The organism is Pseudomonas sp. XK-1 (genome assembly GCF_038069885.1).
Taxonomy (GTDB): Bacteria; Pseudomonadota; Gammaproteobacteria; order Pseudomonadales; family Pseudomonadaceae; genus Aquipseudomonas.
Genome location: NZ_JBBPES010000001.1, coordinates 327,119 through 340,651, shown reverse-complemented (window position 1 = coordinate 340,651; position 13,533 = coordinate 327,119). Strand labels below are relative to the sequence as shown.

At 64.1% G+C, this 13,533-nt stretch carries 7 protein-coding genes and 1 pseudogene; 4 read left to right on the top strand and 4 right to left on the bottom strand.

The genetic code is table 11. From position 1 onward, the window contains the following. Positions 1–51: 51 nt before the first annotated feature. Positions 52–1,422 carry a DUF3999 domain-containing protein gene (locus tag WMW70_RS01475; RefSeq protein WP_341435748.1) on the bottom strand — a complete coding sequence of 457 codons (1,371 nt, stop codon included), beginning with the start codon at positions 1,420–1,422 and terminating at the stop codon, positions 52–54. Beyond that, positions 1,419–5,021, bottom strand: a complete 3,603-nt coding sequence (locus WMW70_RS01470) for a DUF2339 domain-containing protein (protein WP_341435747.1) — start codon at positions 5,019–5,021, stop codon at positions 1,419–1,421. Before WMW70_RS01470 ends, WMW70_RS01475 begins: the two co-directional genes overlap by 4 nt. 353 nt (positions 5,022–5,374) lie before the next feature. Between WMW70_RS01470 and WMW70_RS01465 the strand changes: the two genes are divergently transcribed. The 3 genes from WMW70_RS01465 to WMW70_RS01455 all read left to right on the top strand — a co-directional run bounded on the left by WMW70_RS01465 (position 5,375) and on the right by WMW70_RS01455 (position 8,675). Then, positions 5,375–5,770, top strand: coding sequence for a YkgJ family cysteine cluster protein (locus tag WMW70_RS01465; RefSeq protein WP_341435746.1), 396 nt, complete (start codon positions 5,375–5,377; stop codon positions 5,768–5,770). A gap of 99 nt (positions 5,771–5,869) precedes the next feature. Next, positions 5,870–7,195 carry a DUF3422 family protein gene (locus WMW70_RS01460; RefSeq protein WP_341435745.1) on the top strand — a complete coding sequence of 442 codons (1,326 nt, stop codon included), beginning with the start codon at positions 5,870–5,872 and terminating at the stop codon, positions 7,193–7,195. 73 nt (positions 7,196–7,268) lie between these two features. Next, complete coding sequence (locus tag WMW70_RS01455; RefSeq protein WP_341435744.1) at positions 7,269–8,675, top strand: NAD(P)/FAD-dependent oxidoreductase; 1,407 nt, start codon at positions 7,269–7,271, stop codon at positions 8,673–8,675. A gap of 21 nt (positions 8,676–8,696) precedes the next feature. Here the strand turns inward: WMW70_RS01455 and cptA are convergent, their stop codons facing one another. Then, entirely contained in the window at positions 8,697–10,454 is a 1,758-nt protein-coding gene (cptA, locus tag WMW70_RS01450) for a phosphoethanolamine transferase CptA (protein WP_341435743.1), read from the bottom strand. A gap of 457 nt (positions 10,455–10,911) precedes the next feature. On the opposite strand from cptA, the pseudogene WMW70_RS01445 reads away from it, so the two are divergent. Beyond that, positions 10,912–11,591 (top strand): annotated as a pseudogene (locus WMW70_RS01445) (polysaccharide lyase family 7 protein). A gap of 70 nt (positions 11,592–11,661) precedes the next feature. Here the strand turns inward: WMW70_RS01445 and typA are convergent. Next, complete coding sequence (gene typA / locus WMW70_RS01440) at positions 11,662–13,482, bottom strand: translational GTPase TypA (protein WP_341435742.1); 1,821 nt, start codon at positions 13,480–13,482, stop codon at positions 11,662–11,664. Between the last annotated feature and the right edge of the window lie 51 nt (positions 13,483–13,533).

The following is a 13,533-nucleotide window of genomic DNA, read 5'->3' as shown; positions in this document are numbered from 1 at the left end:
AAGCCATTACCGATCATGGGTTTATTTATGGCGACAGGCCAGTATCGACCTTCAGCCGGCCGCCGGCCGGCGCAACAGACTGATGGCCATCAGTGCCAGCATACCCACACCCAGCAATAGAACCGCCCAGAGTCCCCAGCGCTTCCAGTCGCCACCAGCGGCCGCAGTGGCCTCCAGCCGCGTTGACAGAGTAGCCTCCGCCAGCAGTTCGGCACGCCCCAATTGCTGCAGCCGCTGCGGCTGATAAGCCGGAATCAGGGTGGTCAGCGGCAGGGCCGCCGAATGCGCACCGGCCCGGCCCAGCGCCAGCCGATAGGGCGCGCTGCCGCGCTGCAGAAACACCAGCTGGCTGGCGCGCACGGCCACCTGCACGGTCGGTGGCTCAGTACCCAGCCCGCCGCCGCGGGGATCCACCTGCAGGCGCAGCTGCTGCACCGGCCAGCCCGGCAACTGCAGTTCGTCCTGGCGGATCTCCGTGCCATTTTCCGGCAGGCGATAGAGCAGGCCCTGGGCCAGCGGTCGCCAGGCACCCTTACCCTCGCTACGTCCCACCACGTGGATGGGGGCCAGGCTGTTGGCCTGACTGAGTTCAACCCTGAGCCGCTCCAGCGGCAGGGCCAGGGGCAGTTGCCACTGATACTCGCCATCCGGGCTACGGCTGGCCGGCAGCGACTGCGACCACACCAGCGGGTCCGGAACCTGTTCGCTGTGCTGGCTGTGCAGGATCACCGCGGTCAGTTGCGGTGCCTGTTGCGGGCTCTGCCAGAGCAGGCGCAGGTAACGCGCCTGACGGCCCGGCAGCTCGACCTGGCGCTGTTCGATACGTTCGCTGCCGAAGGACAGCCGCGCCAGCTGCCCCGTGCCCCAGGGCTGCCAGCTTTGCAGGTCGTCGCTGGCCTCGATGCTGAAGCGCTGAAAGCCCTCCTGAGCGCCGACCCAGTCCAGCTGCAGGCGCACCAGCGGCTCCTCAATCGCGCTGGCATCGAGCACCCAGCCACGCAGCTGCGCCGGCTTAGGCGCGGCGTCCGCTTCATCCAGCAGCTCAATCAGGGTGCCGCTGGTGCTGCGCTGCACCCGCAGGTTGGGCACACCACTGCCATCGTCCTGCTCGGCATACAGGGCAAACCAGCGCACTGCCTGTTCCTGCTGGCTGTCGTGCGCCGCGCTCTGCCCCGGCACCAGGGCATAGGCCAGCGCCTGGCCCTCGGCATTGAACACCCGCAGGTCGCGCAGATCGCCGAAACGTGCGGCGAAATGCAGGGCCATGGGCACTTCGAGACGATACCAGGGGCCCTCGCCGGACAGCGCCAGGGGCAGCTGCACGGGGTAATCCTCCAGGCGCTCTTCAGCCTGGACGAATGGGCTGAGCAACAGACCGGCGAGCAGCCCCCAGCCCAGGTAACGCGATTTGACCCTTTTCATAACTGCTCCCGGACTTGCTCGACTTCGACTTCGGCCTTGCGCGGCGGTAACGGGGCGAAATAGCCGACCACCAGCAGCAATACCCCCACCCCGATAAAGGACACGATGCGCTCCAGGCCGCCGCGATTGCCCAGTTCGACAAACAACAGCTTGGCCACCACCACGGCGATCAGCGCCGCGCCGATCAGCCACAATTCACGCCGGCCGCGGCGGTTACCGAGAACCATCAGCGGCAAGGCGATCAAGGTCCAGACGATCGACAACCCGGCCTGCACCAACATCGAATCGAGCAGCGCATCCAGCCGATAGGGCACTCCGCCCCAGTGATGGGCCGTACGCATCACCATGGCGGTCAGCAGGGCGAACAGCGAGGCCCCCGCCAGCGCCTGAGTCAGCCACTGACTGCGCATGGCGTCCACGCCCAGCTCGGCCAGGCCCGTGCGGGCCCAGGCGAACACCGCACCCAGGGCAAACAACAGGCCCAACTCCAGCGGGTTGAGCAGCGGCAGATAGGCCAGTGGCGCGGCATCGCCGGCGCTGGCCATGTTGGTCAGCCAGAACCAGCCGAGCATCAGCAGTGCCAGGGGAGCCGCCGCCAACAGGCGATATTCCCGTGGATAGGCCGCCAGCGGCCAGGGCCACTGCCGCGGCAGGGACATCAGCCATAAATAGGCGCTGGGCAGCAGCGCCCAACCCAGCCAGCGCCAGGCGTTGTAATGCTCGGACAGGGCGAAGAACAGGTAGCGCAACTCCAGCGCCAGCACCCCCAGCAGCAACCAGCAGCCCAGCACATGGGCGGCGCTCAGGGCCCCGGCCGGCAGCTGTGCGGCCAGCCGACGCAGCGACCAGAAGTGCACGGCGAACAGCAGCGCCCAGCCCAGCCAGCCGAAATGCGCCGCCGGCTGATAGTGCAGGTGCCAGGCATGCAGCAGCACCACACCCGCCAGGGGGATCAACAGGCAGGACAGCAACGCCAACTCCGGCCAGCGCGAACGGGGAGCCAGCCAACTGGCTCCCGCCACGCTCAGGGCGGCGACGCCGAGCAAGGCTGCCGTCTGCCATTGCGGCTCAAGGAAACGCAGCACTTCGCTACTCAGCGCCAGCCCCCACCAGGCCGCGCCCCATACCAGCAGCAGCTGGGCCAGGCCGAGCAGGCTGAAGTTGCCCAGGGCCGCAGGCCCTTCGCGGCGCGCCAGTTGCTGCAGACGCCAGGCCCCGATCAGGGCGGCGATGCCCAGCACCAGCGGCGTCCAGAAATCCACATGGGCCAGCGGGCGCAGCCCCTCGCTGTCCAGCTGGCCGTCCAGCAGCGGGCTGACGCCGAGGAACACCAACCCCGCCAGGCCCTGCAGCACCAGACCAAAAACAAAGCTGGCGCGCTGCTGCAGGTGCAGGCTGAGCCAGATGATCAACAGCCCGCTGCCGCCCCACACCGCGCTGGCCGTGGCCCAGGGCAGAACGAACAGCACCGCCAGGTTGAGGAATACCAACCCCACCAGCAGCACCAGGGACAGGCCGCGCAGCAGGCGGCGGTCGGCGCTGACCTGAGGATCGCGCGCCGCCAGCAACATGCCGGCGATCAGGCCCAGGCCGATCAGCGAGGAGGTCAGCAGGCCCTGCCAGCCGGCGGCAAAACCGCCACCGCCGGTCAGCGCATCGCCGGCCATCTGCGCCATAAAGACCAAACCGCCAAGCAGCTGCACGGCGAAGGCGCTGAACAGAAAGCTGCGCGCCGGCAAACGCAGGCCCACCAGCAGGGTCAGCAGACCGGCCACGGCCCAGCTGATGGCCGTGCCCTGAGCGGCAAACAGCAGGGGCGCGATCAGATAGAGGCAGGCCAGGCCGCTGCAGGCCAGTAATGGCAAGCCGCGCCGTTCCCAGCGGCTACTCGCCTCCGGCGGGCTGCGGCGCAACTGCCAGTAGCTGAACAACAAAGCCGCGCCGAGCATCAGCGCGCCCAGGGGCGCACCGTCGAGCAGGGTCCGATCGGCACCCTCAAGGCCCATAACAAAGGCCACGGCCGCGCCGAACTGCAGCAGCAGGGCGAAGGCCCGCGCCAGCCCGCGCCGCTGACGCAGCCCCAGCCAGTAGATGCCCGCACCTTCCACCGCCCAGGCCGCCGAGGTCCAGCGCGCGTCCAGGCCCAGGGGAATCGCCAGGCTGCCGAACACCACGCCCAGGGCCAGACAGGTTTCCACCAGCAGCGTCGCGCGCTCGCCCGTGCGGCCCACCAGCAGCCGCGCCAGCAGCAGGTAGAACAGGCCCAGAGCCAGGGCGCTGAAGGCCGCCGCGAACTCGATATGCTGAACCAGGGCGAACTGCAGGCCAAACCCCACCAGCGGCGGGCCGAACAGCACGGTGGCGTCGATATAGTCGCCCTGGCGCGCCGCCCAGCGCAGCAGCTGATCGCGTTCCCGCGGCGCATCCGCCGCCTCGCGCAGCTTGCGCCGGGCAAATAGCAGGCCGATAGCCACATACATCAGGAAGAACAGCAGCAGAAACGGCTGGGTGCTCCACAGCAGCTCGGGGTTGTAGGAGCGGAGGCCCCAGGCGAAGCCGATGCCAAAGGTGCCGACAAAACCGATCAGGTTGAGCAAGCGCCAGGCCTTGAACCAGGCGATGGCGAATATCCCGGCGTTGAGCAGGGCGAAGTAGCTGAACAGCGCCACATGGTTGCCGCTGCCGGTGGAGGTCAGGATCGGCGCGGCGAAACCGCCCAGGGCCGCCGCCGCGGCCAGGCCCAGGGCATCCTGCTTGACCGCCAGAATTGCCGAAAACAGCGTGACCAGGACCAGCAGGCCCAGGGCCAGGCCCGGGTCGAGCAACGGATGCAGGCGCATGGCGGCGAACACGGTCAGGTACAACACGGCGATCCCGGTGCCCTGCAGCATCAGGGCATACCCCGGGTTGCGCAGGCGCAACCACCAGCCCAGGCCCAGCAGGGCCAAGGCGCTGGCGGCGACCCCGGCATAGCGCAACTGCACCGGCACTACCATGCCTTCGGTGGCGTAGCGCAACAGGAAGGCCAGGCCGAGAAACAGCAGCACCACGCCTACGCGCAGCACGGTATTGCCACCCAGCAGCCAGCTCTTGGCCGCACTGAAACCACGCTCGATCAACGTCGGCTGGCGTGGCTCGGCGGGCTTCCAGGGCGTAGCGGGCTTGGCAGTAGTAGTCGGTTCGGCTGCTTGCGGGGCCGGCTCGGCGGGTTTATCCGGCTCGGGCAGCTCAAAGTCCAGGGTCCAGTCCAGTTCCGCCTCGACGGGCGCTGCACTGGCCGCTTGCGCAGGGGCGGCTTGCGCCGGCGCGGGTTCGGCAACAGCGGCGGGCTCGGCAGGTGGTTGCGCCACCTCGCTGGCCGTGGCCGCAGGCTGCTCCAGCTTCAGCAGGCGCTCATAGAGGGCGGCCGTGCCCTGCTCGAAGCGCTGGGCAAAGGTCTTGAGCTGGGCCTGCAGCGCCGCATTTTCGCGCTCAAGCCCATGCAGCCTGAGCGCCTGACCGAGGCCCAGGCCAAGCAGCGCGCCCAGCAGCGAGGCGGTCAGCGTCTCATCCGCCACAGCCCCGAGCACCAGGCCGACCAGCATAAAGATCCATTGCATGCAGTACATTCCTTAGAAGCTGTTTACACCTGCTGCGTGTCGGCCCTGCCGCGTTAAAAACAGGCGAACCCGCGCATTCCCTGCCCTCGCCGCGGGCCCGAACTGGCAGCAGTATAAGAGCCCGCCCCGCGCATACCCAGAGAGACGAATGCCGTACGCATCACAGCACAGCAAGAAACCGCCGGGAGCCATTTTCAGCGCTGCGCCGCAACGGCTCGCAGGCTGTCTGCCAATGGACGCTAGCCACCCTGCACCCGCCGCACAAAATATGACCAGCCAGCAGATAGTCATTCACAAATGCGCCAGGCTCGCTATCATCGCCCGCCGCCCAACCGACGCACGCCTGCCCCCCGATGAAAAACAACCTGATCGCCGCCGCCGAACTCGACCGCCTGGACACCTGGGCCAAATACACCGCCGATATGTGCCACAGCTGCATGTCCAGCTGCTGCACCCTGCCGGTGGAGGTGCGCCTGAACGACCTGATCCGCATCGGCGTGGTGGACGAATTCGAGCGCAGCGAGCCGGCCAAGAACATTGCCAAGCGCTTGCAGAAGGAAGGCCTGGTGGAGCGCTTCCACCAGAAGTCGGGGATCTTCACCCTGACCCGCATGAGCAACAACGACTGCTACTACCTGGACCGCAAGACCCGCCTGTGCACCATCTACGACAAGCGCCCGGATACCTGCCGCAACCATCCCAAGATAGGCCCGCGGCCAGGCTATTGCGCCTACAAGCCAAAGGTCTGAGACGGTTCGGTAACTGCCTAGCGGCAATGCGACACATACAACACCGGCGCAACTCTCGCTAGACTGGCCGACCAGGCCAGCCGCACAAGATCGCCGCGCATGAATTCGCCCCAAACGCATACGCCCAGCAGCCAGCATGGCCTGCGCTTCCACCCGGAACGCGAGGCCCTGTTCAACGAGTTGCACACCCGCCCTTTTCCGGTGCTGTCGACGCCTTCGCGCCTGACGCAACTGGTGCTGCTGCCCGACACCCAGCAGGCGGACGCCGAATACCAGCACCTGCTGCGCCTGTGCGATCGTCACGCGGTGCTGCCGCCCGCGGCGCACTCCTCCTGCTATTACCAGGATTTCGGCGGCTTCGAACTGCGCTGGGAGCGCCATACCGAATTCTCCACCTACACCCTGGTGAGCAAGCAGGTGCAAGGGGCCCCCTTCAGCCAGGATGCTCTGGCCCTGCTGCCGGAACACTGGCTGCAGCAGCTGCCGGGGCAACTGCTCAGCTGCAACCACCTGGAAATCATCGCCTTCCCGGAGACGCAGCCGAGCCCGGACGAGATGCGCATGCACTTCGAAGGCCAGCGCCTGATCAGCTCCAGCGTCAGCGACGGCCAGGCCCGCCTGTGGAGCGCCTACCGCATCCACAGCGATGGCAGCGGCCGCGTGCTGATCCACAATCGCGGCCTCAACCCCTGCCAGAGCGGGCGCCTGGTGCGCACCCTGCTGGAGATGGAAACCTACCGCATGATGCTGCTCCTGGCGCTGCCCCAGGCCAAGGCCATCGCCCCGCAGATCAAGGAAATGGAGCGGCAGCTGGCCGCTGCCATCCAGCAGATCAACCGGATCGGCGACCTCGGCGACGAACGCCGCCTGCTCGGCGAGCTGGGCAGCCTGGCGGCACGGGTCGAGCAGTTGATCGCCGCGCACAACTTCCGCTTCTCCGCCAGCCGCGCCTATTACGAGCTGATCATCAATCGCCTGGGCGAGTTGCGCGAACAGGAATGTCCCGGCCTGCAGACCTTCAGCGAATTCCTCCAACGCCGCCTGACCCCGGCCTGGCGCACCAGCGAGGCGGCCGAACAGGATCTCGACGACCTGGCGCGACGCATCGACAGGGCCAGTGAACTGCTGCGCACCCGTATCGATCTGACCATCGAAACCCAGAACCAGCAGCTGATGCAGGCCATGGACAAGCGCAGCCACCTGCAGCTGCGCCTGCAACAGACGGTGGAAGGCCTGTCGGTGGCGGCCATCAGCTATTACCTGGTAGGCCTGTGCAAATACCTGGCGGAATCGGCCAAGGCCCTCGGCCTGATCGAAAGCAGCACCCTGGCCACCGGCATTGCCGTGCCGCTGTGCGTGACCGCGGTGTGGCTGGGCATGCGCCGGCTCAAGCGCAGCCTGCATCTGCCCGTCACCCAGGACTAAAACCTGCGGGGATTGAGCGGCTCCGCGCCATCGGGCACTCTGCGCAGCACGCCACCCCTGCCGGAGAGAAACCATGAGCCCATGGCGCAGCATTAGTCTGTGGATGGACCAGCTGGACGAGCCGCTGGCCGCCCGCCCCGCCCTGAGTGCCGACCTGCACGCCGATGTGGCGATTATCGGCGCGGGCTACACCGGCCTGTGGACCGCCTATTACCTCAAGCGCCAGGCCCCGCAGCTGCGCATCGTTATCCTCGAAGGCGAGATTGCAGGCTTCGGGGCTTCCGGACGCAATGGCGGCTGGCTGATGGGCAACCTGCTAGGCGAGGATCGCCTGCTCGCCGACCTGCCCAGCGCCGCACGCCAGAGCGCCTATACGCTGCTGCACGGAATTCCCGATGAAGTCGCCAGCGTGCTGACCCGCGAAGGCATCGCCTGCGATTACCGCAAGGGCGGCGTGCTCTATTGCGCCGCGCGCTACCCCGAGCAGCTGACCAGCCTGCAACAACATCTGGCCGAGCTGCGCGCCCAGGGGTTAGGCGAGGACGCTTACCGCTGGCTTAGCGCCGACGAACTGCATGAGCAACTCAGGCTGGCCAATGCCTACGGCGCAATCCACGCCAGCCACTGCGCCACCCTGCAGCCGGCCAAGCTGGTGCGCGGTCTGGCCCGCTGCGTGGCGGCCATGGGCGTCGAACTCTATGAACAGAGCCGGGTGATCGACTGGCAGCCCGGCCAGGTGCGCACCGCCAGCGGCAGCGTGCGCGCCGACTGGATAGTCCCGGCCGTGGAAGGCTACGCCGCCAGCCTGCCGCCGCTGGGCAAACATCAATTACCGGTGCAGAGCCTGCTGGTGGCCACCGAGCCGCTGTCCAAGGAGGTCTGGGCCGACATCGGCCTGGAACGCGGTCAGGCCTTCAGCGAGAACAGCCGTCAGGTCACCTATGGCCAGCGCAGCGCCGACGACCGCCTGGTATTCGGTGCCCGCGGCGGCTACCGCTTCGGCGGCCAGCTGCGTACCGACTTCAACCTCAGCGAAGACGAACGTGGTCTGCGCCGCTACCTGTTCGGCGAACTCTTCCCGCAGCTCAAGCAGGTACGCATCACTCACGCCTGGGGCGGCAATCTGGGCATGGCACGGCACTTTCGCCCGCATATGCTGGTGGACCGCAAAAACGGCATCGCCCTATCCGGCGGCTATGGCGGCGAAGGCGTAGGCGCAAGCAACCTCGGCGGCCGCACCCTGGCCGAGCTGATCCTCGGCCAGTCCAGCGAGCTGACTCGCCAGCCCTGGGTGCTCGACGACCAGCCGCTCAACCGCCTGCCGCGCTGGGAGCCGGAGCCGCTGCGCTGGCTCGGCTACAACGCGATCATCCAGAGCTTTGCCCTTGAAGACCGCGTACTGGCCAGCCCCCACAGCCCAGCCTGGCGACGCAAACTGGCCAGCGGCCTGGCCGGCACCCTGGAAAAACTTATGCATTAACGGGGGCTTTTGTCTGCAGCATTACAGCCCTGCGGCGGCCTGTGCCTTCTCGCGCTGGGCCAGCTCACCCACGCGGGCCTTGGGCTTGATCAGGCTAAAGTCGATCAGGCTTTTCGGCTGCTCAGGGTTGCCAATAAGCAACGGCAGCGCCCGGAACTCATTGCTCACCAGGCTTTTATGCGCCTCGTACTTATCGAAGCGCAGACCCGCCAGGTCCGCCCAGGTGTGGATAAAGTGCGACGAGCTGTAAGGCCGTGACAGCGCCGCTGTGAAATCACGCGGTTGCTGCGCTTGCCATTGCGGCGAGTTCCACAGAATAAACGGCACGGTGTACATCGGGCTGGTCGGTGCCGCCTCATTACGCCCCAGCACATCAGCCTTGGGCGCATCGAACACCGCCTCACCATGGTCCGCCAGGTACAACAGAAAGCCATTCGACCGTTGCCCGGCCAACCCCTTGATCAGGCTGGCCACCACATGGTCGTTGTACAGCACGGCGTTGTCGTAGCTGTTGTAGGTCGGCAACTGATCATCCGTGACATTCTTCGGCACCCCGGTACGGTCGGTAAAGCGCTCGAACTCCGGCGGATAGCGATACTGGTAGCTCATATGTGTGCCGAGCAGGTGGACCACTATGAATTTACGTGGGGCCGGGTCGGCCAGTACCTTGGCAAAGGGTTCCAGTACATCACCGTCATATTGGCGGGCATTCTGCTCACGGTTGTTGTTCAGGTAGACCTGCTCATCGGCCTGCTTGGAAAAGGTCGTCAGCATGGTGTTGCGCTTGGTCATCGTCTGCTGATTGGTGATCCAGTACGACTTGTAACCCGCCTGCTCCATCAGATTGATCAGCGAAGGCGTGGTCAGAAACAGCTCCGGGTTCTCCTGATCGGCAAAGGTCAGCACCTGCTGCAGAGCTTCGATGGTGTAAGGGCGCGGAGTCACCACCGAGTCGAACACCTGCAACTGATCGCGCAGCTGATCCAGCTCCGGCGTGGTCTGCCGTGGGTAACCATACAGACTCATGCGTTGCCGATTGGTCGACTCGCCAATCACCAGCACCAAAGTGGCCGGCTGACCGACATGCGCATCCTGCAGATTGCTCAGCGGCGGGATGCTGGCATTCTCCGCCAGCAAGACCTGCATACCGGCCAGCTGCTCGCGGTAATTCTTGTAGCCCACCACCAACTGCCAAGGTGTGGCCGCTTCAACACGCTGAGCAAAGTTATCCAACCCTGCCTGCCAAGTATCGTGTTTGCTGAACTGACGTAGCGCCGGATAGCCCACAGACACAAACAAGGCCAAGACCGCCGCGAAAAGTGCGCCGGGGCGCGACAGGTATACCGGACGCACCTTGCGCCACAACAACCAACCACCCAAGCCATAGACAGCAAATGCCGGCAGCATCCACCAGGCAAAGTACTGGACCAGGTATTCACGGCTCTCATTGATGTTCGATTCGAACATGATGAAGATCACGCTCTGCGAGAACTCCTGACCATAGATCAAGAAATAGCCAAAGCTGCCAAGTGAGCAGAACCACAGCAAGGTACCAATCACCGCGGCCAATTGCCGAGCACGAGCGGGCCACAGCAGCAACGGCACCAGCCACAGCGCACTGGCCAACGTGGCCTGACGGAAGCCGGAAAACCCGGCCGTACCGGTCAACTGAATCAGTAACTGGGTAATTCCAGAGAAATACCAAAAAAACACAAAGGTCCAGCCTAAACCGGCCCAATCCACGCGCTGGCGCGGTGAAGCTTGCAGTGCTGCAGACATAGCGACCTCATGACCCTTTGATGAACGCCGCCTTTATGCCAGTCGGCCCGTGAAAATTCCGTCAAACAACCTGGCGCAGAGGACAACTTTTTCTTCCACCAGGGAAATCCCCAGCTTCTGCGTCATAGGCGCTCAGCCAGCTAACGAGACCTTGCGCACATCTTTGCAAAATGCCCTCACGCATAAAAATCCACTCTCGCGCCCAGCCCATAGCCGCGCGCAACGGGAAAATCGTTACGCAACAGCTGATAGATAGATTTCGACATTAGGTCGACGCAGAACCGCCAAAAATACGGCGACAAAAACAATGACGAGCGGTAATTACCGAACGATAGACACCCCGATATTCTTCGCCCAAGCACCCAGCAGGTATCGCGACAAAGGTCGCCAATGGAAGCCACATGTAATGGGAAATACCCGGTGCCCCGACTGCCGTTCTGCCCTCGGAGTAGCCACCATGATTGACCTCACCACCTGGAACCTCACTATTCCCGTCGGCGTCCCTGCCACCACCATTGAAACACCCGCCCTGGCCGGCGGCTATCAGGACCACTACTTCCAGTCGAAAGACGGCACGATCAGCTTCTGGGCCCCGGTCAACGGCACCACCACGACCAACTCCGAGTATCCACGTAGCGAACTGCGCGAAACCTTTGCCGACGGCAAGCTGCGCAACTGGACCTACTCCGCGGCCAACAACATTCTGAGCGCCACCGCCAGGATCACCCAGGTCCCATCAACTGGCATGATCGCCTTTTCCCAGATACACACCAAACAGAGTACCGCACCGCCCCTGATGCTGGGCTACCAATATGTGGCTACAACAGGCTACGGCAATGTGGTGGTCGCCTTTCGCGGCAACCCCACCGATGGAGACTCAAAAAGATCGTACTTTCCAGCCAGATCAAGCTGAACCAGGACTTCAGCTACGAAGTACACCTGGCCAAAGATGGCACCATGACCATCGGCCTGATCGAGCCCAGCGGGGCCATCAAGCGCTGGCAAGGAAGGCTCAACACGGCCTGGGAAAGCCACTCACTGTATTTCAAGGCCGGCATATACACCCTGGACAACAGCGGCTACGAAACCGAAGCAGGCGGCGCGACGTTCAAGCAATTGAAAATCGAACATCGATAAATACAGCGCCCAGTAAAAAGCCCCCGCAGGCTCTCGCCGGCGGGGGCTTTTCAGTTAGCTAGAACGGGTATCAGTTCTTGGCTTTCTTGGCCGCGCGGGTGCGCTCGCCTTCGTCGAGGATCTTCTTGCGCAGACGGATCGATTTGGGCGTAACTTCGCACAGCTCGTCGTCCTGGATGAATTCCAGAGCCTGTTCCAGGGTGAATTTCACCGGTGGAACCAGGGCGATGGTTTCGTCCTTGCCGGAAGCGCGCATGTTGTCGAGCTTCTTGCCTTTGGTTGGGTTAACGCCCATGTCGTTGTCACGGCTGTTCAGGCCGACGATCTGACCGTTGTAGATTTCCTGGCCGTGCTCGACGAACAGCTTGCCGCGCGCCTGCAGGGTTTCCAGGGAATAGGTCAGCGCCTTGCCAGTCTCAACCGATACCAGAACACCGTTCTGACGGCCGGACATGTCGCCGGACTTCATGGTGTCGTAGCGATCGAAGATCGAGGTCAGGATGCCAGCACCGTTGGTCAGGGTCAGGAACTGGTTACGGAAACCGATCAGACCGCGAGCCGGGATGTTGTACTCCAGACGAACACGGCCCTTGCCATCCGGCACCATGTTGGTCAGGTCGCCCTTACGCAGGCCCATCTCTTCCATGACCTTGCCCTGGGATTCTTCCGGGGTGTCGATGGTGACGTTCTCGAAGGGTTCCTGCTTCACGCCGTCGACGACACGGATGATCACTTCCGGACGACCAACACCCATTTCGAAGCCTTCGCGACGCATGGTTTCGATCAGTACCGAGAGGTGCAGTTCACCACGGCCGGAGACCTTGAACTTGTCGGCGCTGTCGCCTTCTTCAACACGCAGGGCCACGTTGTACAGCAGCTCCTTGTCCAGACGCTCCTTGATGTTGCGGCTGGTGACGAACTTGCCTTCTTTACCGCAGAACGGCGAATCGTTGACCTGGAAGGTCATGGATACGGTCGGCTCGTCGACGGTCAGCGGCTTCATCGCTTCGACATGGTTGATGTCGCACAGGGTGTCGGAGATGAACAGCGAGTCCATGCCGCTGACGCAGACGATGTCACCGGCGGTGGCTTCTTCAACGTCGATGCGATGCAGGCCGTGGTGACCCATCAGCTTGAGGATACGACCGTTACGCTTCTTGCCGTCGGCGTCGATGGCGATCACCGGAGTGTTCGGCTTGACGCGACCACGGGCGATACGGCCAACGCCGATAATGCCGAGGAAGCTGTTGTAGTCCAGAGCGGAGATCTGCATCTGGAACGGACCGTCGATATCAACCTGCGGCGACGGCACGTTGTCGACGATGGACTGGTACAGCGGGGTCATGTCTTCAGCCATGTCGGTGTGATCCAGACCGGCGATGCCGTTCAGGGCCGAGGCGTAGACGACTTTGAAGTCCAGCTGCTCTTCGGTAGCACCGAGGTTGTCGAACAGGTCGAAGATCTGGTCCAGAACCCAGTCCGGACGCGCGCCTGGACGGTCAACCTTGTTGATCACCACGATTGGACGCAGGCCGGCTTCGAAGGCCTTCTTGGTCACGAAACGGGTTTGCGGCATCGGGCCGTCCTGGGCGTCGACCAGCAGCAGCACGGAGTCAACCATCGACATCACGCGCTCAACCTCACCACCGAAGTCGGCGTGGCCGGGGGTGTCGACGATGTTGATGTGGTAGCCGTTCCAGTTGATCGCGGTGTTCTTCGCGAGAATGGTAATGCCGCGCTCTTTTTCCTGGTCGTTGCTGTCCATCACGCGCTCGTCGTTGAGCTCGCCGCGCTCGAGGGTGCCGGACTGACGCAGGAGTTTGTCTACCAGGGTGGTCTTACCATGGTCAACGTGGGCGATGATGGCGATGTTGCGTAGATTTTCGATCACTTGTGTATCTCGATCAGAGGATTCGGTGTGCCGCTTATTCTAGGCGGCGAG

What these genes read in the sequence shown, in the direction of transcription:
- WMW70_RS01475 (WP_341435748.1), bottom strand. Translation starts at nt 1,422, where the DNA reads ATGAAAAGGGTCAAATCGCGTTACCTGGGCTGGGGGCTGCTCGCCGGT.
- WMW70_RS01470 (WP_341435747.1), bottom strand. Translation starts at nt 5,021, where the DNA reads ATGCAATGGATCTTTATGCTGGTCGGCCTGGTGCTCGGGGCTGTGGCG.
- WMW70_RS01465 (WP_341435746.1), top strand. Translation starts at nt 5,375, where the DNA reads ATGAAAAACAACCTGATCGCCGCCGCCGAACTCGACCGCCTGGACACC.
- WMW70_RS01460 (WP_341435745.1), top strand. Translation starts at nt 5,870, where the DNA reads ATGAATTCGCCCCAAACGCATACGCCCAGCAGCCAGCATGGCCTGCGC.
- WMW70_RS01455 (WP_341435744.1), top strand. Translation starts at nt 7,269, where the DNA reads ATGAGCCCATGGCGCAGCATTAGTCTGTGGATGGACCAGCTGGACGAG.
- cptA (WP_341435743.1), bottom strand. Translation starts at nt 10,454, where the DNA reads ATGTCTGCAGCACTGCAAGCTTCACCGCGCCAGCGCGTGGATTGGGCC.